Below are 20,558 nucleotides of genomic sequence, written 5' to 3' on the forward strand. Positions count from 1 at the left end.
CCAAAATCCGCGACCCATGCAACAAGCTGTCAAATCACCACACCAAGATCACTCAGCGCGCGAAATCCCTTCGGAATGTCCGCATTATCACGCAGTTCCAGCACGAGGTGCGGGTCGCTTTCGCAAGCAGCCAAGGCACGGAAGACAGCTGTCCATTCGATTTCCCCTTCCCCCGGGGCCCAGTGGCGGTCGGCATGGCCATCGACGTCTTGCAGGTGGACATGGGCAAGCTGCGCACCGGCATCAGTGATAAAGTCAGCGACGGGTGGGGCGCCAGACATGCGACGGGCTAACTGAGCGTGCCCGGTGTCGATGGAAAGTGCGATTGCTTGTGAGCCAAAGCCATCCACCATCGCGCGACGTGTTTCTGGGCGAACGTCCTGAATGTTTTCGATCACAAGAGTGATGCCCATGTTTTCGGCTGCGCGCACGACGGGGTCTAGAATTTGATGGATGCGGCCAATCTTGCTTTCGGCGTAGCCCGGAAAGCTGAAGAAGTTGTTCTGATACCAAGCCGTGTAAGGGGAATGCAGGACCATCTGGCGCGCGCCGATCCGATCCGCGGCCTCGAGAGCTTTGAGGAACCGCGCAGTAATGATCGGGCGCAGTTCCGAGTCTTTGTTGTCGATATCCAGACCTTCAAAGGGCCCATGAATGCCAAGGCGTCCAGTATGCCCATCAAGCGCCGTCTTGGCGGCGGCAATGCGATCGTCGAATCCGGTGGTTAGCGCGACATGGGACATGAAATCCTGTAGTTCGATATCGCGGGCGGCATCAAACAGCCAATCGCGGTGGTCTGCAATCTCAGATGTTTTCAGGCAGGCGCCTATTTTGAGCGGGGTCATGTCTGTGGGTCCTTGGGTCGGGAATAAACATATAGGTAGCGATGGCACAGCAAAGACACAGGGCCATGACAGCAAAAGACCACCAGCCGCCGTAGGTTTGTGTGGTCCATGCAAAAGCAAAAGGGGCGGAGGCGTTGATCCCCATTTGCACGAAGGAGATCCACCCCAGTCGTGCACCGTAACCTTTGGTACCGAATAGCGCCAAAGGCAGGGTACCGCGCGCGATGGTTTTGATCCCGTCGCCCATTCCGTAAAGTGCGGCCGCAAGCAGTAGTCCAGTTAACGTAAATCCGAAGATCAACAGGACGACAAAGCCAGAAAACATCAGGCCGAGGCTAAGCGCATAGGTCACCAATGGGTACATGCTGCGACTGACCAACATCTCAAAAAACCGGCCCACGGTTTTGAACGGGCCGATGACGGCACCGGCGAAGGCTGCCATGGCTGCCGTATGGCCCAAGTCCTGAACATTGGTCACCCAAAGTGTCATAACAGCGCCCATCAGGTAGCCTGAAAAAACGAAAGAAACGACCATCCACAACATTGCCTGCTTGCGCAGGTGCCCGGTCAGTTCGGGCCAGTCCGGCGCATTGTCAGGTTTGGGTGCATCGGCCTCGCGTTCAGGCCCGCGCAAGACAAAGAAGTGGATCGGTGTGCATATCAGCAAGGCACTGAAGCCGAGGATCACCCATGTTGTTTCCCAACCGTACCAATTAAACAGCGCGAGAGTCAGCGGCCAGAAAATAGTCGAGGCGACCCCGCCAAACAGCGTGATGACAGAAATCGAGCGTTGCGGCGGAACGCCTAGATCCAGTCGCGCCACACTGGCAAAGGCTACATTATACAGCACGAACATGCCCGCGCCTTCGGCCACCAGGATCAGCACAAATAACCCGATCCGCCCTTCAATTTGGCTCATCGCCATCAGCGCAAGGCTGGCCACGATCGAGCCCAGTGTCATCACCCAGCGACCGCCACAGTGGTCCACCAGTTTTCCGGCAATGGGTGAGACCAGGCCGCCAAAGAAAAGGCCCAGCGACAGAATACCGAATACCTCTGACAGGGTCAGTCCAAGATCCCTTGCCATTTCTGGTAAGAGCACCGCATAGGCGTACATCAACGTCCCGTACCCCATGATCTGGGTTACGCCGAGTCCAATGGCAGGAATATAATCGCGGTTCGGTCTTGGCAGGTTCATCCAGCCGGTATACCGCGATAGGCGCAACGGCCCGCAACCCATGTCCCCTGAATGGCTGGGACAGAGCCGTCGGGCCAATCCACCAGAACAAGGTCTGCGCGCTTACCAACAGTGATGTCGCCCCGGTCGGGCAAACCCATTGCGCGTGCGGGGCCAGATGAGACGAGCGACCAAAGCGCAAGGCGATCCGCGCGGCGCTCTGCGTCAAGCTTGGCAATTGCGGCCAGCATGGCGGGGTAGAAATAATCCGAAGCTAGCGCATCGCACAGACCGGCCTCCACCATGTCACCCGCACCAAGCGAGCCTATATGGCTCCCTCCACGGGCGGCATTCGGCGCGCCAAAGACTATCGGATCACCACCTTTGCGGGCCGCTTCTGCTGCCTCCATCACCATCGGAAATTCCGCCACTCCTGCGCCAAGCTCGCGGAAATAGGCGCGGGTTTCCGCCCGTGTATCATCGTGGCTTAGCATGGGCGCTCCTGCTGTACGGGCCATCTGTGCAACCGATGCGATCGCGTCGGGCACCTCGCTGCGCCGATCCCAGACGTGGCCCAGGAGCGCGATATAGTCTTCCTCGCTCAGCCCTGCGCGATGGGCTTTGGAAGCGGTGCGCTTTTTCATTCGCGCGTCGTCTAAAGAGGCGATTGAAAAATCCGGGGACAGCTCAAAAGCGCGGTCCTGAATTGGGACGTCATAGGCCCTCATGGTCATGGACGTGTGGTCATTGAATGCCACGGAAGGCAATAGTGGCCCCGCAAGCGCCCATTCGATCACGTCCAAAGCCTCGAACGCGAAGGTTTCCCACCGAAGCTGCACCCGGTTTTCCACGGTCAGCCGCGCGGCCAGATCGCGCATGGCTTGCATGAGTTCGCGGCCGCGTGCCACATCGCGCAACCCCGGCTCCCATCCCAGCGTTATGGCGTGATAAGCGGTGGCAATCCCGTTGGTTGCAAGTTGACGGTCAGTGTCGATGAGCGCCGTTTCGGTTGGGAAGAAAACCCCTGGACGGGGCATCAGCTGGCGTTCGAACGCATCGCCATGTACGTCGATCAGGGCAGGGGCCAATATCAATCCACGTGCGTCGATCACCTCGCCTTGCGCGCGGCCACCTAATTCGACGATCTTGCCATTGCTAATGGCAACAGTCGTCTCAGTGATCTCGCCGGGCAGGTAGACTTGTGCGCCTTCAAAGGTAATCATTCAAAGTCTTTCCATTGTCAGATGCCAGTGGAAAGACCCCGGCTTTTCGTGTTCACGGTCGTCAAGCTTCAGGCATTCAAAGCCCGAAAACAGGGCCAACAGATCTGCCGCCGCGCAAAAGTAATGCGGGTGCATTTTGTCCGTACCGGGCGCATCAAAAACCCATGCGTTGCGGCTGATTTCACGACCTGCGTATTTTGCCTGCTCATGCGGCAGGCGACGTTTGGACAACATAGTCCCCATAAAACTGCCGCCGGGCTTCAGCACGCGACGAATTTCGGCAATTGTGCGCAGCAGGATATCTTCGTCGCCATGGTAGATCACGTTCCAGCTGAGCACGTGGTCAAAGGCGTGATCCTTGAACGGCAGCGCATCCATGCGGGCCAGAACTGTTTCTACGCCACCGGCCTTTTCAATCTCTGCCAACCCGTCGGGCGCGGCATCCAACGCGATCATGTCAAAGCCCTGGGATGCCAGCCAAAGTGCGTGACGCCCCACGCCCGCCCCCAGATCAAGAATGCGTGCGCCTTGTGCCAGACCAGCCGCCCATTCTTGCACGTCCTTCTCTGGCGTCAGCCACTTGCTATCTTCTTCGATGGATTTCCATTGGTCATTCCAATGCTGGTCAGCTGTATCCGATTTCACCGTTGTTCTCCAATAATTTTAGTGCGGGCCCAGCCGCTGACGAGCTCGATCCCGATCACAACAACTGCGATCATCAAGATCACGGTCATCGCTGTGGGGTAATCGAAAAGGTCAAAACCAACTTTAAGCTCGATCCCAATCCCACCCGCACCGACAAGGCCAAGGATAGTCGACGACCGGACGGCTTTCTCCAAGGCAAAGAGAGAGGTGGAAATAAAAGCGGGCAGGCTGCCGGGAATCGTGGCACAGGCCACAACATCGAGTTTTCGCGCGCCAGTGGCTGTTAGGCTCTCGGCGGGGCCTTTGTCGGTTGCTTCCATGTCGTCGGCGAAAAAGCGTCCGCAAAAGCCGATTGTGTCGATCACGATGGCCAGCATGCCGGCAAAGGGACCAAGGCCCACGGCCACAACGAAAACCAGTGCCCAGGCGATGTCCGGCACAGCACGGATGAAACTCAGCCCGGTGCGCACAATTTGGTTCACCCATGGGCCGGCGATCAGCCCCTTTGCCGCCAAGAGGGCGACAGGAACAGATATGATTACCCCGATCACAGCACCGGCAACAGCGATTTGCAGTGTCTCGACCATTTTCCAGCCCAGCCGCGTGAGGACTTGTGGGTCAAGGTTCGGCGGGAAGGCCCGCGCGGCGAAATCGGCAAAGCGGGGTGGGGAGCTGGCTACTTTTTCAAGCGAGAAGCCGGCACCGGCGAGGCACCAGAAGATAATAACAAGTCCAAGCGCATAGCCCAAAAAACTGATGGCAGAGGGCCGCTCAAACCGCGCCAGTTCAAATCGCGAGGGGGTGGTATCAGTCATAAAGACCTCTCAGATCGGCGGAACTCAGCGAGGCTGCTGTCGCATCAAGCTGAATGCGCCCCTGCGCAAGGCCAAGCACGCGGTCGCCGTATTTCAATGCATGTTCAACGTTGTGCGAGGTAAAGACGACCGTCACATTCTCGTCGCGGACAAGCCGGAAGAACAGCTCCATCACGTCTTCGCCTGCACTTGGATCAAGTGACGCGCAAGGTTCATCCGCAAAGAGAACCTTGGGCGCGCCGACGATGGCGCGGGCAATGGCCACGCGTTGCGACTGCCCGCCCGATAGCCGATCCGCGCGCCGGTGCGCGAAATCAGCAAGGCCCACGCGTTCCAACGCCTGCATGGCAGTTTCCCGAGAAGACTGGGGGGCTAGCGGATGGCTCCAATGGCGTATGCCGGGATGCTTGCCTAGAAGACCGTGCAAGACATTTGAAAGCACAGACAGTCGGGGCACCAGATTGTGCTTCTGAGAGACCAACCCGACCTGCGCGCGAATGTTGCGCATCTGGCGCCTGGTTGCTTCATCTGTCTGCTGTCCCAGCAAATGCACGCTGCCACCTGAGGTTGGGATTAACCCCATCAGGCAGCGCAGCAGGGTCGATTTCCCAGTGCCGTTGGCACCAACAAGTGCTGTCGCCTCTCCGCGGGCGAGGCGGAAACTCACGTCGGAAAAGATCGGCGTCGCCCCAAAGGTTTTGGAAACGGCGCGGGCTTCAATTTCAACGGGCGAAACCGGGGCGAAGGCCGCCCCGGTTTGCTCAGTCAGCACATCCGGGGCCACCGGACGTCTCAGTAGAAGATCAGTCACCGATGAAATCGTCGAACTGAGGGTATCCCGCATTCGAATACATCGAGCGGACGTAGTCATATGCGCTGTCTTCAATCGCAACGAGGTCCATGCCGACATATTTGTCGTTTTCTTCGTGGGCCGTGATGCCTGCGATGACCTGCGCCTTGTTCCCAAGGACCGCGTCTCGCAGTGCTTCGGCAGCCTTGGTTGGCACATGTGCACCCACCATGATCATGTCATTGGGCAGGTCGCCCGAGCGCGCAATCATCTTGTAAAAACCGTAAGGCAGCTCCGTTTGGCCATTGCGGACGCCGATGAAAGTGCCTGCATTCATGCCAAGCGCGTCGATATCGCCGTTGTTCAACGCCTCAAAGGCGATGTTGCGCGAGGTGTGGATTTTCTCAATGTCATTAACCGGATCGACGCCGTAGTCTGCGAGTACCTGCATCGGGCAAAGCATGTTTGAAGTCGAACCGATATCGCCAAATGCGACTGATTTGCCTACCAGATCAGCAGGTACGTTGATGCCGCTGTCAGCACGCACGATAATGGCACAGTGATAATCGGGGCGACCGAGGCCGATCAGCGGCGTGGCATTGGTCAGCTTGTTGAAAACCACATATTCTGCAGGTCCAGAGACTACAAAATCCACGGTCTCACCGCGCAGCGCCTCGGCTGCAGCCGTGCGCGAGTTTACGGCAAAGAATTCGAATGTGTCGCCGGTGGCCACTTCAAGCGCCTCCTTGAAGGGACCCCATTCCAGTTGCAGGCGTTCCATGCCTTCGACATCTGTGACGGCAAGTTTCCAGATTTCTGCTGTCGCTGCAAAGGCAGACACAGCAGCAAGGCTTACACCCAGCAAAAGAGATTTCAGTTTCATAGCACCCTCTAGGGGCTCTGTTGCACAAATCGGCTGAGGGTCGAGGTTCCCCTTCCCCCGGACAGACTCATCCCACGGCTTCAGTGACGGGTATGCCGAGTGCGGTGAAGCCGTTCAGGACGACCACACGGATCTGAAACTCGGCAACCTGACGGTCGAAGTCCCTGGCAGTCAGGCGTTGGCCCAGCAGCTTCACACAATGCATCTTCGTTTCGACGCGGCTCCGGCGGTGATAGCCGCTCCATCGTCGCCAGATGTTTCGCCCGAAGCGACGTGACGCGCGCAGGGCTTCGTTGCGCGCGATTGCTCCGGGAGTGTCGGGCTTCCATGGCCTGGCATTTTTGCGTGGCGGTATGACTGCGGCGGCACCTCGGGCGGCGATGGCATCGTGGCACTTGCGGGTGTCAAAGGCACCATCAGCGGTGACGCTTGCAACCTCGTGATCTGGCGGGATCTGGTCCAGAAGCTCTGGCAGCATGGGCGCGTCACCGACATCACTGGTGGTGAACTCGGCCGCGCGTATTTCCAGCGTTTGCTCGTCAATTCCGATGTGGATCTTGCGCCAGACCCGGCGCTTGGTGCCACCATGCTTGCGGGCGTTCCACTCCCCTTCGCCCTCGACCTTGATGCCGGTGCTGTCGATCAGCAGGTGCAACGGGCCGCCGGATCCACGGTAGGGAATATTGATCTTCAGGGACTTCTGGCGCCGCGACAGCGTGCTGAAGTTGGGCACGGTCCAGTCCAGGCCGGTCAGGCGCAGCAGGCTCTCAACGAAGCCCGTCGTCTGCCTGAGCGCCATGCCAAACAGCACCTTCATCGTCAGGCAGGTCTGTATGGCTGCGTCACTATAGTCAGGCTGTCGGCCACGTTTGCCTGTTGGCCTGGCCTCCCAGGTCATCTCGGGATCGAACCAGATCGTCAGCGAGCCACGACGCTTCAGAGCTTCGTTATAGGCGGGCCAATTCCTGGTCTTGTAGGCGGGGGGGCTGGGTCGGCTCATGCGCCCCCAGCTACCACGCTGGATTCACAAGATGAATCCCTCACGCGATTTGTGCAACAGAGCCCCCTCTAGGTTTATTCATTCGGATGAATAGTGGGACTGCGTATCAATGGCGCTACAGTTTCATGAAACCTTTGTGACGTATGCGGCCGAGACGGCGCGGATGGGAAGTACTAAGTTTATTTACCATAAACTTCATTACCAGAATTCTAGCCCGTTTTTGGGCACATTCAGTTGCGGGTTGGAAACTTTACCTCACCCTATTGCGCCGTTTTTGCAGAGCCGTAACGCTTGCATCAAAGTCCAGCCTTCCTGCCTTGGCTCGACGGATCAGTTCGCGCATCAAACCGCCCGGATTGCGCACTGGATATCTCGGGTGATCTCGTTGCGCATCAACCAATAGGAGGCAGAAAGCCAACCCGTGGTCGCCCAAGGTGCTCTGGCCCTCGTACCAAACTGAAGCATGGATATCGAGCATCGGCAGCAACGCCCAGGCCGCCTCGATGATGTCGCGCTCTTTGAGAGGTCGGTTCTGATCTCGGCTCGCGTCAAGCATCATGCGTAGGCCGTCGCCGGCAATGCGATATAGATTCTCTGGCGTCAGAGCGGGTGGCGCGGGGCAGGGAATTGATGATGGCGATTCAGTCTGTGCGATTTCCGCGTGTCTTCCATAGTTATCCACAGCGGGCGGCGTCTTTACAGTTTGAGTTTCTTCTCTGGTGTTTTGTGTAAAGGGCCGGAAGTTTTCCGCTGGTTGGTCGGAAGAAAGCCCATGTTTTTCAAGCCAGTCATCAAGGTTGTTGCACAGATCGGAACTGGCCTTCAAATGGGCGTTGAGCCGCTCCAGACCGAGACGGCTTAAAGCATCGCTGCGTGGCCATTTATCGAAACTGGCGAGAATCTTGACGATCTCAGGATCTTTGATAGCCGAGAAGGGCAGGGCGGCGATGCACCGTTTCATGTGACGCAAACGAAGGGACCGAAGATCCTTCAAAGCGCGCAAATGCCTCCGTTCCGCACGGAGCCGATCGCGAAGGGCTATGAACTCTTCCAGTCGCGCGATCAGCGGAGTCAGTATCAAGCCTAGGCCAGCGCGACCATAGCGGGCCCCATTCGCCGCGACACGTTTCACGATCAGCCCAAGCTTGGCCAGCGCGGCCTCATCCGTTCGCAACTGGCGTGACGTCTTGCCAAGTTCGACCGCTGCGAGGTCTTGCGCGCCAAAAAACACCGGTTCACGCTGGGGTGAGGTCCAGTCGGATGCGCGGGTGCGCCCGATGATGTAGTTCAGAACTGCGAGGCGTGCCGGGCGCAAGCCTATATGCGGGGCAATCTCTGAAATTAGCGCCATTACAGCACCTTTGGTCCAGCCTTCCGGCAGGATGGGATAGGTTTGGAGCTCGTTCATTGTCTAGTCCTTGTGAATTGGGACAAGGCTGCAACAGGGCATCCGTGTCCCATCTCGGGACACGTTTTTTCATTGCCTTGACTGTCGGGACTGCTAAAACGAGATCACAGTTTGATTTGACCTGTCGGAACGCCAATTCCGTTGTTCTTTGAGCCCCTCGCTTGGTTGCCGCCTTGCGGGGGTTTCTTCTTTAACTATCGTTACCCTGTGATTGATTGAGATCAGTAGTTGACCTGTTCGAAGCCATAGGTGCCTTCATAGTCTTCCCAATCCACGAACACGGCGCGGACCCAGATTGATGGGCAATTCTGACCGTACCCTTCTGTCCCGCGGAATGCCGGAGGAAGCGCGCTTACGGAGCTGTTCTTCCACCGAAACTGACCGTGTCGGTCATACGTGCCACGCCGCACGGAAGCATATCTGTTGCAATCGTCGCGGCCATTATTCTGCTGTGCCGTAACCTGGAAGACGTCGATGGAGCGGATGAAATCAAACGCTCGGTCGGTCACGTCAATATCGGCACCGCGACCGACAGCTTGGGCGAGCTGGAGCGTTTCTCGCTCTCGGGGCAGGGAGAGTGCTGGACCAGGATTGAACCCCGCCAACCTGTAAAGGCGCTCAATCGGGTCCGGCGCTTCGAAATTAGCACGCATCGGACAACGCCAGATCTGCAGCGGTGGTTCGACCGGCCAGGGTGTGATCCGGCGGATGAACTCCGCGCGCGCCCGGGCACATGGGACCGAAGGCGGCCAACCGCCCGCGAGGCACAGGAGGATCGCACAATCGATCTGGTAGCCTTGTGCGGCGGCAGGTTTGGCAGCAAGCGGTGTAAACCCGATCGCGATGATCGCGGCAGTTGACACAAGCCGCCTCATGACAGATCGCCGCCGCTAACCCGCTGGCATATAAGCATACTTATGTTAATTGCGTCATAATTGCTGACATATTTTGCGCGTCGTTTCATTGGAACATCTCCTGGTAAGCGTCAAGCACAAGACGAACTTCGGCCTGCGCGGAAGCTGATGCTGCGGCGAGGCAATTCAGATAGGTTTGTGCCTCATCGAAGTAGGTGTTGAATTCGGCTCTGATGTCGTCGCCGTACTCGTTCAGGAGCGCAGGCGAGGCCGCCAGCTCCGGCCGCAACGGCAACACGCAGTCCATCGCCAGCGTCTCGGCGTTTGCTGGGATCGTTAGGGCGATGAATGTGCTACATGCCAGCAACCGCGACATCTGGTGGTCTCCCGACAATCTGGGGGCGAATCGTGTGCCGGACCTACCACCGAAAAAATATCGCAATCAATCAAAAGATATCTATTGACCATCTAAAGTGTTTTCCGCTACGTCGCCGCATATCTTGTGACATGCACTGTTTGAAGCGGTGCAAAAGCAGGTTACTTCCGTAGGAACTTCTTTCCTTCGGAGGCAAAATGGCAGGAACAAAATACCCCGTGATCCTAACATCGCACATGCAAGAGGCGATCGAGGGTGGGGCATGGATCGAGGTGGAATGCGTTGAGGCCCCGGAAAAGGGCGGCAATACGCATAGGGGTGGCTGGACGGTTTTCGTCTGCTCCAATGACGGTCAAGGCGGTGTGCACCGGTCGGTCTATGTGACCAACCGGGATCTGAAACCACGCGTCTTCAAGACCGCAGCAGGGCTTATGAGCTTCTGCCTGGAGCTCGACGCAAAGGTATTCAGCTGCCCTCTCCGAGAAGGTGAGAGAGGCACGTGGGAGTTTGAGACGACAAGGTATCCTACCAGCGGCTAGCCTCGTTCTCTGGGGGCTTTCAGGCCCTTCCACTCATGCACAATCCGTTATCGATCTCGATGCTCCAGACCGTGTTGGTCGACTGACCAGTAGCGTTCTCGACTTTGCAAGACCCCAACCCGAGCAAAGCGACGTTGTCGCACGCTCTGAGGTCGTCCCTCTTAATTCACCACGCCGTTCTCCGCCGCGGGTCCCATCGGGCCGCACTGCGATCGAGACTATGATCCTTGATGTGGGGTCGGTCTACGCTGACCACCCGGCCCTGCGCAGGGCCGGGATGTCCACTCGCGACTGGCTCGCATTCTTTCGCGCCAACATCGCCATAGAAAGCGCATTTGATCCAAGCGCGCGATCGCATGTTGGCGCAATCGGGCTTGGGCAGTTGATGCCGGACACTGCACGCGTGCTTGGCGTCGATCCGCATGATCCTGAGCAAAACCTGCATGGATCCGCCCGCTACTTGCTGACACAACTTGATCGTTTCGGCACGCCGCAGCTTGCGCTCGCGGCCTACAACGCCGGCCCCGAAGCCGTGGCGCGCCATGGCGGGATTCCCCCCTACCGCGAAACACAAGGCCATGTCCGCAAGGTCATGGCCGTCTATGCCCAATCCATCGGAGACCAGATATGAAACCAATTGACTATACCCGGGCGGCATTGGCCGCGTTGCTGATGTTGGCCGCAGCCCCGGCGCTCGCACAGGACCTTAGCCCGGTCTCTGACATGATCGACAACATTATCGACGCGGTGACGGGTCCGATCGGTCGTGGCCTCGGCGTGCTCGCGCTCGTGGGATCCGGTGTCATGATGTTTTTCGGGCGCCTCAACTGGCCGATCTTCGTGGCCGTTTTTGTCGGCGTGGTGCTGATCTTTTCGGCCGAGACCATCATCGACGGCTTTGCGGCTCCCTGATCTGACCAACCGCAGAGACCTCCATGCGTAACACACCACTCTTTCTGGGGCTGACCAAGCCGCCACGGATATTCGGTCTCCCGATCGGATATTTCGTGGCGCTGGTCTTCGCATCCGTTATCCCTTTCATTCTGGTTGACGACATGCGGTTCCTGCTGGTGTTCCTCGCGGGCTACCCACTGCTTTGGCTGGTCGCAGACCGCAATCCACATCTGTTTCAGATTTTGAACGTGGTGATGTCGCGCACACCGCGAACGAGTGTGCGATCCTGTGATGGGGGCGATCTCTATGTCGCGTGAGTTTCGGGGGTTGATTGCCAGCAGCGCTGTTCGGGATGCACTTGGGGACAAGGTTTTGAAAACCGAGCGCCTTGGGCGGCACCTACCTTACATCGCTGCAGTGCGAGACAATGTCATCCTGACGCGGCAGGGTGATCTGATGGCGTCGGTCACGCTTGGCGGGATCGACAGCTTCACCAGCGATGACGCCCGGATCGATGAGATCAGTGAAGGCTTTGCCCGGATCGTCAGTCAGTTGGGCGAGCGTTTCGGTTTCCACATCAACAAGGTATCACGCCCGGATGTCGCGGACCTTGCTGCACCTGACGGTGTGCCTTTTGCAAATGCGGTAGACGCGGCGTGGCAGAGAAGCCTGCGAGCACGTGACCTGAAAGCCCGCACCTTGATGCTGACAGTATTGATGCGTCCGTCAATGCCGCAGGCATTCTCGAAGGTTCTGGGCGCCCTTGGCGGCGGTCGCGATTTCCAGAAAGACATCGATACGAGAATTGCTGCCCTGGAAGAGGCCATGACCCTGCTCATGGCGATGTATTCCGACGCAGGTGTAGCGCGCCTGACAGTCTCGAGCGGGGACTGGCTTGCAATGTTGGCCGCGGTTCACGGACAGAGCTATGGCAAGATCATCGCGGCCCCCGGGCAACTGTTGGCTGACACGATGAGCAATTTCGATGTCAGCTTTCATGGCAAAACCATGCGGCTGGAATGCGGCGACAGCACAAGATACGGCGCGATTTTTGGGATGAAGTCCTATCCCAGTCGCACCTGGCCAACCATGCTTGACGCGCTGGAACTGCCCTATGACATCACGATCACCAACTCTTTTACGCCGCGGCGCGCCAATGAGATGATTGAGCGCATTCAACGCACCTTTCGCCAGCGGGGTGCTTCTGAGGATGCTGGTGTCAGCCTGACAGAGCAATTGATCGAAGCCGCCGACGCCGTGGCATCCGGCCGGTCGACCTTTGGGACACATCACGCCTCCGTGCAGGTCTTCTGTGACAGCGCCGAGGAACTGGAACAGGCAGCTTCCGAGATCTGGCGCGCGGGGCAAGAGACCGGTGCCGTTCTGGTAAGGGAATCCTGGGCCGCAAAGGCGCTCTATTTTGCGCAAGCGCCCGGAAACTGGGCCTACCGGATCCGTGACGGGATCGTTTCGTCGCACAATTTCGCGGAACTGGCGGCGTTTCACAAGACAAGGCCGGGACGCGGACCTGAGGCTAGCCCATGGGGCGCGACGATCACGGCCTTCCCGACCGTGACCTCCAGCCTCTACCGGTTCAACTTTCACGAAGCGGGGCGCCGGACCGATGAGCCAAGCGTCGGGCACACGCTTGTTCTGGGTCGCACCGGGTCCGGCAAGACACTCGGCACGGCTTTTCTCATGGCGCAGGCCCGCAGAGTAGGCGCGCGGGTTATCGTTTTCGACAAGGATCAGGGGTTGGAGATGGCGATCCGCGCTTTGGGTGGCAGCTACAGCGAAATCAAGGTGGGCCAGCCCACCGGCTTTAATCCGATGACCACGGAGACCGATGCGCGGGGGGCCGCCTGGCTGACAGATTGGCTCGGCGACATTCTGGCCCGTCACCGTCCACTCGAAACGGTCCAGACTGTCGCGCTGAATGAGGCGGTTCGTCAGATCGCCGCCGCGGAGCCAGGCCTTAGAACCTTCGACGGTTTGGCAAGTCTCGTGGCTTCTACCGATGATGATGGCGACCTGGTGTCCCGCGTGCGGGAATGGACAGAAGTCGGCCGGTACGGTTGGCTTTTCTCAAGGCCCACTGCCCAGTCGATCGCCATTGGCGAGGATGTCCTTGGTCTCGACATGACCGAACTTCTGGACCAGGACGCAGAACGCTCCGCCCTGCTCGCCTATCTCTTCCGCCGTATCGAGCGCGTGATCGAGGATCGCAGACCAACGATCATTGTGATCGACGAGGCCTGGAAGATGTTGGCTGACGATATCTTCGTCAAGCGCCTCCATGACTGGCTGGTTACCATGCGCAAGCGCAACTGCGTGGTGATGATGTTGACCCAAACACCGGGCCATCTGGACCAAAGTTCGGTCGGCCAGATCATCGCGGAAAGTGTGGCAACCCAGATCCTGTTTCCGAATCCACGGGCAAATCCGGAGGATTACAGCATCCTGCGCCTGAATGCGCGCGAGGCGGATTTTCTGTCCAGCCCGACAGCCGGGTTGCGGCTGGCATTGATCCGTTCCGGAGCCGACAGCGTGTTCGTCAATACCGATCTCGCAGGCTTGGGCGGCCTGGTTACTGTTCTTGGTGGCGGTAAGACCGGCGAGGAAAAGGCGCCTGCCGATTGGCGCAAGAAAGAAGAATTCTGGAAGGACATGATGTGAAAGCACGATTTTTTCTGTTGGTCGCCATGGCGGCCCTGAGCGCTTGCGAAGGTGCATCAACAGGCGTGCGATCGCCCTGTTTTGAGCGGCCCGTTATGGCGTTCTCGGCCCCTGCTCCCGACCTTGTTTCACGGAATGCGCATTGTGATTTCCAGAGCTTCTAGAATGGCGGTTCCGTTGGCCTTGGGTCTCGGCTCGCTTGCCTCCGCGCAGGGCGTGCCAGTGATCGATGGCTCCAACCTTGCCCGCGCTGTGTCTCGCATCGAAGAGCTTGCACGCGACGCCTTGCGGCAGGGCCAGAAGCGCGACGCCCGCCAGGAACAAGCGGATATCTATCAAGAGCAGCTTGAAGCCTATGAGCGTTTCCTTGCGGAGACCACCGGTGTCACCGACCTGAGTGGGTTCGAGGCTGGTGGGCCCGGCTGGGCGAGCGCTGCAGAGACTTACCCAGCACAGGAAGATCATCCTGATGCCGATCGCCTCTTCGGTGAGCCAAGCGACGTGGAGCGCATGATCATCACAGTGGCGCGGCGCTATGAGGGTCATCCCGGTGTTGCGGCCGCCGGTCTGACGCCACTGACGTGGCGTATCCTGTTTCAGTCACTGATCAAGCAGGAAAGTCGTTTCAACAATGCAGCCGTCTCCCACGTGGGTGCGCGCGGTTTTTGCCAGCTGATGCCGGGCACAGCATCGGATCTCGGTGTGAACCCATATGATCCTTGGGAAAACCTGGACGGTGGCGCACGCTACATTCTCACGCAACTGAACCGCTTCGGTCGGATCGATCACGCTCTGGCGGCCTATAATGCAGGCCCCGGTCGTGTTCTCGAGTATGGTGGTTTGCCTCCTTTCGAAGAAACCCAGACCTATGTCCGGCGCATCAACGGCTATTACAACGACTATCTTGGCACCATCACCGGCGTCGACATGACGGGGTCTCTGGCGGGCTTCGATGGCGCCTCGGCCGCCTGGGGCAACTGGGCGGATGCCTCGGTCGGCTATGGCGCCTACATGGGCACCCAGATCGATCAGGCCATGACGAGGATCGCGGCGCTTTTGCGTGAAGATCCGCCCGATAACGCAAAAGAGGCGCTGGACCGCTCCACCTATATGCTTGCTGAACGGGCGCGGCTTATGGCGCTGACGCTGCGTCTGCGCGCGGCCCACGTGAAAGTCGAAGCGGCACAAGGTTTGACCGAGGCCGCCGATCACTTAGAGCAATCCACTTTCTGGAGGTATTCCGATGAGGGCTGACACCCGCATTGCCGCAATTATTGTCGCGGGCACGCTCATGGCGGCACACCCGCCCCCAGCCTTCGCTCAGGGCGTGCCAGTGATCGATGGATCGAACCTCGCGCAGAATATCGAGCAGCTGCAGGCTGCGCTGCGCGATGCGGAAAACCAGCTCCAGCAAATCGAGGAATTGCGCACCCAGATCGAGCGCCTCACTGATATTCAGGGCCTTCTTGATGACGTCCTGGGTTCAATTACCGGCCTGAATGAAATCGCAGCCCTTTACAACGATGTGGAGGACCTGCGCGCTCGCGCCCGGAAGATCACCGATCTATCGGGTTTCATGGACAACCTGTCGCTCGGGGATTTTGACAGCCTGCTGGACGATCTGCTCGATGGCGACGTCACCATGGGAGAGCGCCGCGCCGCTGATGCCATGCGCGAGACGATGGCCAGTGCGGGGTTCACCTCGGAAAAACTCACCGAGCTGAACGACGCCGGGAACCCGCAAGGCGCGGCCATTGCCGATCTGGCGGCTGCCAATGCCATGGTCATCGGGCAAGCACAGATTTCCTACGAGGAAGCCGCCCAGAGCATCGAGCGTATCGATGGGCTGGTGGAAGCGATTGGCGATCAGGAAACGCTCAAGGAATCGATCGATCTCAACACGCGTATGGCCGCGGAGACGAATTTCATGTTGGGCCAAATGTGGCGCCTGAATGCCGCCCAAGGCTTGGCGCAAGGTCAAAATGGCATCGATTTCGCGGCCGAGCAGGCCCGCACACGCTCCTTCTTTGATTTTTCCGGCGCTGAGGACTGACCCTTGTATAAATCATTCAAAGCAATTGCAGTTTTCATCACCCTAGCAGGCAGTGCCTGGGCGGAAGACTTGCAAAACCTGCCAGACGATACGTTGCTCGGGGAGGTCGTCACTGCCACCGAAAACGGGGAGGAAGAACGCCTCCTCGACCTGATGCGCGAGGTACAGGCAAGGGGGCTTTTGATGTTCCCGAAGCCGCAAACCTGCACCTTCAGCTATCCGGACACCAAGTTTTTCCGAAACGAGATTTTCCGTGGAGCGGTTCGATGGGGCTTCAGCACCGACCTGAGAGAGCTTGCAATGTCTCAGGGCTTCTGCGGCTGCATCTATGAGCTTGGATCGCTCGATGCGTTTACGCAGGAACGGATTGGCAAAGCGGCGCAGGATGCAACTACCAGCGATTTCAGCGTCTTTCGCAAATACCGTCGTAGCGATTGGTCAGATGTAAACGAGCGCTATCAGAACTTCCAATTGGAGCGGTGTGGTAGTTAAGGATGGCCATAATCGCTGAGGTTCTGGCATTGGTAGATGCCACTGTCGCGGGCGTGGCAGCTGACACGTATGCTGATACGGTTGCCGCAGTACGCCCGGTTGTACAGACCGCATCTGTGTTGGTGGTCGTTCTTGTAGGCGCAAATGTGGGTCTGCAAGCCGTGCCGCTCTCGGTTTCCACAATCGTGTCGGTAGGGCTGCGCATTGTGCTGGTCAATGTGTTTTTGATCTACGCAAACCTTTCTGTTCCGTACGAAGCGCTGACAAATGCTCCTGCCGAACTTGGTGCAGGTATTCTCAACTCCCTCTCAGGTGGTGATGTCACAAACCTTTATGACGGCATAGACGATCTCTACTCCCAAGCCCTGAATGTCGGACAGGCGATCAGCCAGAATGGCGGCTGGCTGGCCGGTGCCATGACCAGCGTGGTCATGTTTCTTGTGGCCGCCGCCATGGCGACGATCACCATCATCGTTCTGTCGGCTGCCAAGATCATGTTGGCGGTATTGATCGCCATTGCACCAGTGGCCGTGGCCTGCACATTGTTCAAACAATCAGCGCCGCTGTTCGAGGCTTGGGTCAAACTCGCCATCGGTTTTTCCTTTGTGCCGCTTTTCGTGGCTGCCATGGCTGGCTTCACCATAGCGACGGGTGAAGCCGTCGCACCTGATAGCCTGGACAGCGTCGAAACACTCGGGGACGCGATCTCGTTCGTCGTGGTGATGATGATCGGCGCCGGCCTGATGTTGCTCGTGCCAACTTTCGCGCAAGGGCTCGCCGCCACGAACATCGGCCTCGCCTCGATCGGTGCAAATGCCGCGCGGATGCCCGGGAACGCGTGGCGCAATACCGGTGCCGCGATCCGGGGTGGCGATGACATGCGACGGGGCTTCAACGCAGGACTTCAGGGACAAGGCGTCTCCGACCGATCGTCCAGCGCGGCCCGTGCAGGGAGCTATGCGGGCGGTGCAGTCAAGCTGGCCGGAAAGATGAAGAAGGGATAGTCATGAGTGATTTCGATATCGATTTGGTGATGGGTCCGCGCCGGGCAGCGCGCGCCGCATGGATCGTTGCGGGCTGTTCCTGCGCCGTATCCGTGCTGTTGGCCTTGACCATTACGGTTATGTTGCCCCTGCGCGAAACCGAAGTGTTTACGGTCCTCGTCGATAGCACGTCAGGTGCAGCAGAGCGCATCTACCAGGTTCAGCCGACCGGTATCACCGATGAGGAAGCGATCAAGGAATCCCTGCTTGTCAGCTATATCAGCGACCGTGAAAGCTATTTCAGGAATGGTATTCAAGAACGGCTCGAAAGTGTCCAGCGGCGCTCCAGCGGGCCAGCCCGCGCCTCGCTGATAGAACTCTGGACCACGGGGTCCGAGAATTATCCACCGCGCAGCTACGGCGCGAATGCGCAGGTCGATGTCCGCGTGCGGGCGATCACCTTCCTTCAGGACGAAGTGGCCCAGATCCGGTTCGACAAGCGCCTCACCCGACCCAACCAGACACCGGTCACGCAAACATTCATCGCCACCGTAGGGTTTGAGTTTGCCCCCCGCCGCGAACGCTCCCTGACACGCGTTTGGGAAAATCCCCTTGGCTTCTCGGTGACCGCTTACCGGGTCGATGCCGAAACACTGACACGAGAATAATTCATGAAAATCTTTCTAATTGCCATCGCAACGGTCGGCGGGTTGCTCGGGACGCCCGCCTTGGCCGAGCGCGCGCCGGTCACCATGGGACAGGACGCCCGCGTTCGCCACGTGACCTTCAACCCTACGGATGTGATCCGGATCGACACCCACCTTCGGGTAAACACGTCAATCGAACTCGGTCCCGGCGAACGGATCAATCAAGTCCTGATCGGTGACTCCGCGTCCTATGAAGTGGAGGTTCTGTCGAACCGCAATACGATCTCGATCAAGCCTGTCGAGGCACGGGCCGCGACAAACCTGACGATCTTTACCAACCGCCGCGCTGTCGCCTTCTATCTGACAGAGGGACGCTCGCGGACACAGTCTTTCCGGGTCGTCGTAAACTTTCCCGACGAGCGACCCGCCGGGCGCCAGCTTGCGGCTGGAGGCCGAGATACCGGCTATCAGTTCGCGGGCAGCGGTGCGATCCGCCCGGTGCGGGTCTGGAATGATGGGCGCTCGACCTTCTTTGAATTCCGGCCCGGCGTGCGGCCCTCGATCTTCGGCTTGAACGCCCAAGGCTACGAGATCACCCAGAACAGCCAGACGCAAGGTGCGGTCGTGCGGGTCACCGGCGTGCGGGACGCCTACACGATCCGCATGGGCGACGATCATATCTGCATTACCCGTGAAACTGGTGGGTTCACGACCGAGGCTGCTGCCGTGGCCGCCCTGCGTGGACGGGAGTTCTGATCATGAGCGACGAGAAAACCGGGGAAAAGGAATACAGCTTCGCACCCAAGCGGCGCGCATCTCTCGGGCTCAGGCTTGGTTTGGGTGCATTGCTTCTGGCAGGGACCGCCATCATTGCCTACCCGCTTGTGCAAGGCAGCGGCATCACTTCTGCCGTTGAAACATCGAAAGCCGACGACTTTCAGGATCAGGTCGACGGTGACGGGTTTGGCCGCATGACAGCCGACACTGAACCGACCGAACAAAGATCGGAGCCGAGGTTCGATCCCGGACCAATCGAGGATGAACTCGCGGCGCAGCGCCAAGCCCTCGAGGAACAGAACGCCAAGCTTGCGAGCGACGTGGTCGCCCTACAAGCCCAGTTGGCAAGACTGGCCGAGGCCCCTGCCCCCGACAATTCCGCCGAGCTGGCCGAAGCGCTGCGCTCGGTCCAGGAACAGAACACGGCGCTCATCGCCCAGATGCAAAGCGAGATGGACACCCGGTTGGCAGAAGCCGATCTTGAAGCGCAAAAGCGTATCGCTGATGAGGTTGCCGCACGCGCGCGTGTTGCCGATGGCCGGATGGAGCAGTTGATGGAGCAAATGCTCGGACTGCAGCGCCAGAACGACGCCCTGCAACAGCAGATCGATGACGGTATGAGTGACGCTCTACGCGCGCAAACCGAGAGGGATCAGCTCGCCGCCGAGGAAGCCGCGCGGCGGGCTGAACTGGACCGTCGGCGTGCCGAGGCGGCGGCGCTGCGCGACACACAAATCCGGTCCGAAGGGGTGATCTTTGATGCGGGCGGACAGACGGGCAGTCCGGCATCCGACCCCGAGAGGGGGCCCGCGGTCGGAGATGCGGCGGCGCGCGCCTTCGTGTTGGACGGTGCCCAGTCCGTTCAAGTCGCGACAGCGGAGGTTATCGCCAATCCTTCCAATACGGTGCTGCAGGGCACGCTCATTCAAGCGTCACTGGAAACCGCCATCGAATCCACATTGCCCGGACAGATTACTGCCATCGTGAACTACCCGATCTGGAGTTTCGATCAGTCCCGCGTTCTCATTCCCGAAGGCTCCCGCCTCTTCGGGACCTACAATTCGAATGTCTCTTTGGGCCAGGCCCGCATTCTGGTTGGCTGGTCACGCATCGTCACACCTGAGGGGCAATCGGTTCAGCTCGCCGCATTTGGCGCGGACGATCAGGGCCGCTCGGGCGTGACGGGCTCCGTGAACTCCCGCTTTGGGCTACGCTTTGGCACAGCCGCATTGCTCTCGATCATCGGCGCAGGACCGGCAATCGCCGCATCCGAGGCCAGCTCCGAGACCGGATCAGAAATTGCCGAAGATGTTGCGGGCAGTTTTTCGCAGGCCACCAATGCGGTGATCGGCGAATATGCCACCCTGCCTCCGGTTATCTCGATCCAGCCAGGTGCTGCGATCAGTGTGATCGTCGACCGTGATCTCGAGTTCTATTGAGTGCGTTTCAGGTTCGACAAAATAATCATGTGCCGAAACACG

The 20,558-nt window shown here is 58.9% G+C and carries 22 protein-coding genes; 11 read left to right on the forward strand and 11 right to left on the reverse strand.

What is annotated here, in order from left to right; translation table 11 throughout:
* Positions 1-29: 29 nt before the first annotated feature.
* The 11 genes from SULPSESMR1_RS23615 to SULPSESMR1_RS23665 all read right to left on the reverse strand — a co-directional run bounded on the left by SULPSESMR1_RS23615 (position 30) and on the right by SULPSESMR1_RS23665 (position 10,016).
* Positions 30-845 (reverse strand): sugar phosphate isomerase/epimerase family protein, encoded by an 816-nt coding sequence (locus tag SULPSESMR1_RS23615; protein ID WP_009573553.1) that lies wholly within the window; start codon positions 843-845, stop codon positions 30-32.
* Complete coding sequence (locus tag SULPSESMR1_RS23620; RefSeq protein WP_157729113.1) at positions 805-2,043, reverse strand: MFS transporter; 1,239 nt, start codon at positions 2,041-2,043, stop codon at positions 805-807. Before SULPSESMR1_RS23620 ends, SULPSESMR1_RS23615 begins: the two co-directional genes overlap by 41 nt.
* Complete coding sequence (locus tag SULPSESMR1_RS23625) at positions 2,040-3,245, reverse strand: alpha-D-ribose 1-methylphosphonate 5-triphosphate diphosphatase (RefSeq protein ID WP_089423493.1); 1,206 nt, start codon at positions 3,243-3,245, stop codon at positions 2,040-2,042. The genes SULPSESMR1_RS23620 and SULPSESMR1_RS23625 overlap by 4 nt, the downstream gene beginning before the upstream one ends.
* On the reverse strand, positions 3,246-3,890 hold the full coding sequence (locus SULPSESMR1_RS23630) for a class I SAM-dependent methyltransferase (RefSeq protein ID WP_089423494.1): 645 nt from the start codon (positions 3,888-3,890) through the stop codon (positions 3,246-3,248).
* Positions 3,887-4,639 carry a phosphonate ABC transporter, permease protein PhnE gene (gene phnE, locus SULPSESMR1_RS23635; RefSeq protein WP_240311496.1) on the reverse strand — a complete coding sequence of 251 codons (753 nt, stop codon included), beginning with the start codon at positions 4,637-4,639 and terminating at the stop codon, positions 3,887-3,889. Before phnE ends, SULPSESMR1_RS23630 begins: the two co-directional genes overlap by 4 nt.
* Before the next feature lie 58 nt (positions 4,640-4,697).
* Positions 4,698-5,516: a phosphonate ABC transporter ATP-binding protein gene (locus SULPSESMR1_RS23640; RefSeq protein ID WP_240311495.1), complete on the reverse strand. Its 819-nt coding sequence runs from the start codon at positions 5,514-5,516 to the stop codon at positions 4,698-4,700.
* The gene (locus SULPSESMR1_RS23645; RefSeq protein ID WP_089423497.1) at positions 5,509-6,378 is read right to left on the reverse strand and encodes a phosphate/phosphite/phosphonate ABC transporter substrate-binding protein; all 870 of its coding nucleotides are present in this window, start codon (positions 6,376-6,378) and stop codon (positions 5,509-5,511) included. The genes SULPSESMR1_RS23640 and SULPSESMR1_RS23645 overlap by 8 nt, the downstream gene beginning before the upstream one ends.
* Before the next feature lie 67 nt (positions 6,379-6,445).
* Positions 6,446-7,378, reverse strand: coding sequence for an IS5 family transposase (locus SULPSESMR1_RS23650; protein WP_038142964.1), 933 nt, complete (start codon positions 7,376-7,378; stop codon positions 6,446-6,448).
* A 250-nt stretch (positions 7,379-7,628) separates the two neighbouring features.
* Positions 7,629-8,786, reverse strand: coding sequence for a replication initiation protein RepC (gene repC / locus SULPSESMR1_RS23655; RefSeq protein WP_089423498.1), 1,158 nt, complete (start codon positions 8,784-8,786; stop codon positions 7,629-7,631).
* A gap of 221 nt (positions 8,787-9,007) precedes the next feature.
* Positions 9,008-9,649: a hypothetical protein gene (locus SULPSESMR1_RS23660; protein ID WP_345889518.1), complete on the reverse strand. Its 642-nt coding sequence runs from the start codon at positions 9,647-9,649 to the stop codon at positions 9,008-9,010.
* A gap of 97 nt (positions 9,650-9,746) precedes the next feature.
* Positions 9,747-10,016: a hypothetical protein gene (locus tag SULPSESMR1_RS23665; RefSeq protein WP_089423500.1), complete on the reverse strand. Its 270-nt coding sequence runs from the start codon at positions 10,014-10,016 to the stop codon at positions 9,747-9,749.
* Between the two features lie 588 nt (positions 10,017-10,604).
* On the opposite strand from SULPSESMR1_RS23665, the gene SULPSESMR1_RS23675 reads away from it, so the two are divergent.
* The 11 genes from SULPSESMR1_RS23675 (at position 10,605) to SULPSESMR1_RS23725 (ending at position 20,516) form a co-directional block, all read left to right on the forward strand.
* Complete coding sequence (locus SULPSESMR1_RS23675; RefSeq protein WP_434223028.1) at positions 10,605-11,186, forward strand: lytic transglycosylase domain-containing protein; 582 nt, start codon at positions 10,605-10,607, stop codon at positions 11,184-11,186.
* Positions 11,183-11,467 carry a TrbC/VirB2 family protein gene (locus SULPSESMR1_RS23680; RefSeq protein WP_089423502.1) on the forward strand — a complete coding sequence of 95 codons (285 nt, stop codon included), beginning with the start codon at positions 11,183-11,185 and terminating at the stop codon, positions 11,465-11,467. Before SULPSESMR1_RS23675 ends, SULPSESMR1_RS23680 begins: the two co-directional genes overlap by 4 nt.
* Before the next feature lie 23 nt (positions 11,468-11,490).
* A complete protein-coding gene (locus tag SULPSESMR1_RS23685; RefSeq protein ID WP_089423503.1) occupies positions 11,491-11,766 on the forward strand; it encodes a type IV secretion system protein VirB3 in 276 nt (91 codons plus the stop codon).
* Positions 11,756-14,125 (forward strand): VirB4 family type IV secretion system protein, encoded by a 2,370-nt coding sequence (locus SULPSESMR1_RS23690; protein ID WP_089423504.1) that lies wholly within the window; start codon positions 11,756-11,758, stop codon positions 14,123-14,125. Before SULPSESMR1_RS23685 ends, SULPSESMR1_RS23690 begins: the two co-directional genes overlap by 11 nt.
* Before the next feature lie 165 nt (positions 14,126-14,290).
* Positions 14,291-15,379 carry a lytic transglycosylase domain-containing protein gene (locus SULPSESMR1_RS23695; RefSeq protein WP_157729114.1) on the forward strand — a complete coding sequence of 363 codons (1,089 nt, stop codon included), beginning with the start codon at positions 14,291-14,293 and terminating at the stop codon, positions 15,377-15,379.
* Positions 15,369-16,178: a type IV secretion system protein gene (locus SULPSESMR1_RS23700; RefSeq protein ID WP_089423506.1), complete on the forward strand. Its 810-nt coding sequence runs from the start codon at positions 15,369-15,371 to the stop codon at positions 16,176-16,178. The genes SULPSESMR1_RS23695 and SULPSESMR1_RS23700 overlap by 11 nt, the downstream gene beginning before the upstream one ends.
* A gap of 3 nt (positions 16,179-16,181) precedes the next feature.
* Positions 16,182-16,670 carry a hypothetical protein gene (locus SULPSESMR1_RS23705; RefSeq protein ID WP_089423507.1) on the forward strand — a complete coding sequence of 163 codons (489 nt, stop codon included), beginning with the start codon at positions 16,182-16,184 and terminating at the stop codon, positions 16,668-16,670.
* 116 nt (positions 16,671-16,786) lie between these two features.
* On the forward strand, positions 16,787-17,674 hold the full coding sequence (locus tag SULPSESMR1_RS23710; RefSeq protein ID WP_198362930.1) for a type IV secretion system protein: 888 nt from the start codon (positions 16,787-16,789) through the stop codon (positions 17,672-17,674).
* 2 nt (positions 17,675-17,676) lie between these two features.
* Complete coding sequence (locus SULPSESMR1_RS23715; protein ID WP_089423509.1) at positions 17,677-18,321, forward strand: virB8 family protein; 645 nt, start codon at positions 17,677-17,679, stop codon at positions 18,319-18,321.
* 3 nt (positions 18,322-18,324) lie between these two features.
* Complete coding sequence (locus SULPSESMR1_RS23720) at positions 18,325-19,056, forward strand: TrbG/VirB9 family P-type conjugative transfer protein (RefSeq protein WP_089423510.1); 732 nt, start codon at positions 18,325-18,327, stop codon at positions 19,054-19,056.
* A gap of 2 nt (positions 19,057-19,058) precedes the next feature.
* Positions 19,059-20,516 (forward strand): TrbI/VirB10 family protein, encoded by a 1,458-nt coding sequence (locus SULPSESMR1_RS23725; protein WP_089423511.1) that lies wholly within the window; start codon positions 19,059-19,061, stop codon positions 20,514-20,516.
* Positions 20,517-20,558 lie beyond the last annotated feature (42 nt).

The organism is Pseudosulfitobacter pseudonitzschiae (genome assembly GCF_002222635.1).
Taxonomy (GTDB): Bacteria; Pseudomonadota; Alphaproteobacteria; order Rhodobacterales; family Rhodobacteraceae; genus Pseudosulfitobacter; species Pseudosulfitobacter pseudonitzschiae_A.

Coding starts and splice junctions, on each gene's coding strand:
- SULPSESMR1_RS23695 (WP_157729114.1), top strand. CDS start 14,291: ATGGCGGTTCCGTTGGCCTTGGGTCTCGGCTCGCTTGCCTCCGCGCAG.
- SULPSESMR1_RS23720 (WP_089423510.1), top strand. CDS start 18,325: ATGAAAATCTTTCTAATTGCCATCGCAACGGTCGGCGGGTTGCTCGGG.
- SULPSESMR1_RS23625 (WP_089423493.1), bottom strand. CDS start 3,245: ATGATTACCTTTGAAGGCGCACAAGTCTACCTGCCCGGCGAGATCACT.
- SULPSESMR1_RS23615 (WP_009573553.1), bottom strand. CDS start 845: ATGACCCCGCTCAAAATAGGCGCCTGCCTGAAAACATCTGAGATTGCA.
- SULPSESMR1_RS23645 (WP_089423497.1), bottom strand. CDS start 6,378: ATGAAACTGAAATCTCTTTTGCTGGGTGTAAGCCTTGCTGCTGTGTCT.
- SULPSESMR1_RS23620 (WP_157729113.1), bottom strand. CDS start 2,043: ATGAACCTGCCAAGACCGAACCGCGATTATATTCCTGCCATTGGACTC.
- SULPSESMR1_RS23725 (WP_089423511.1), top strand. CDS start 19,059: ATGAGCGACGAGAAAACCGGGGAAAAGGAATACAGCTTCGCACCCAAG.
- SULPSESMR1_RS23700 (WP_089423506.1), top strand. CDS start 15,369: ATGAGGGCTGACACCCGCATTGCCGCAATTATTGTCGCGGGCACGCTC.
- SULPSESMR1_RS23680 (WP_089423502.1), top strand. CDS start 11,183: ATGAAACCAATTGACTATACCCGGGCGGCATTGGCCGCGTTGCTGATG.
- SULPSESMR1_RS23690 (WP_089423504.1), top strand. CDS start 11,756: ATGTCGCGTGAGTTTCGGGGGTTGATTGCCAGCAGCGCTGTTCGGGAT.
- SULPSESMR1_RS23665 (WP_089423500.1), bottom strand. CDS start 10,016: ATGTCGCGGTTGCTGGCATGTAGCACATTCATCGCCCTAACGATCCCA.
- SULPSESMR1_RS23650 (WP_038142964.1), bottom strand. CDS start 7,378: ATGAGCCGACCCAGCCCCCCCGCCTACAAGACCAGGAATTGGCCCGCC.
- SULPSESMR1_RS23715 (WP_089423509.1), top strand. CDS start 17,677: ATGAGTGATTTCGATATCGATTTGGTGATGGGTCCGCGCCGGGCAGCG.
- SULPSESMR1_RS23685 (WP_089423503.1), top strand. CDS start 11,491: ATGCGTAACACACCACTCTTTCTGGGGCTGACCAAGCCGCCACGGATA.
- repC (WP_089423498.1), bottom strand. CDS start 8,786: ATGAACGAGCTCCAAACCTATCCCATCCTGCCGGAAGGCTGGACCAAA.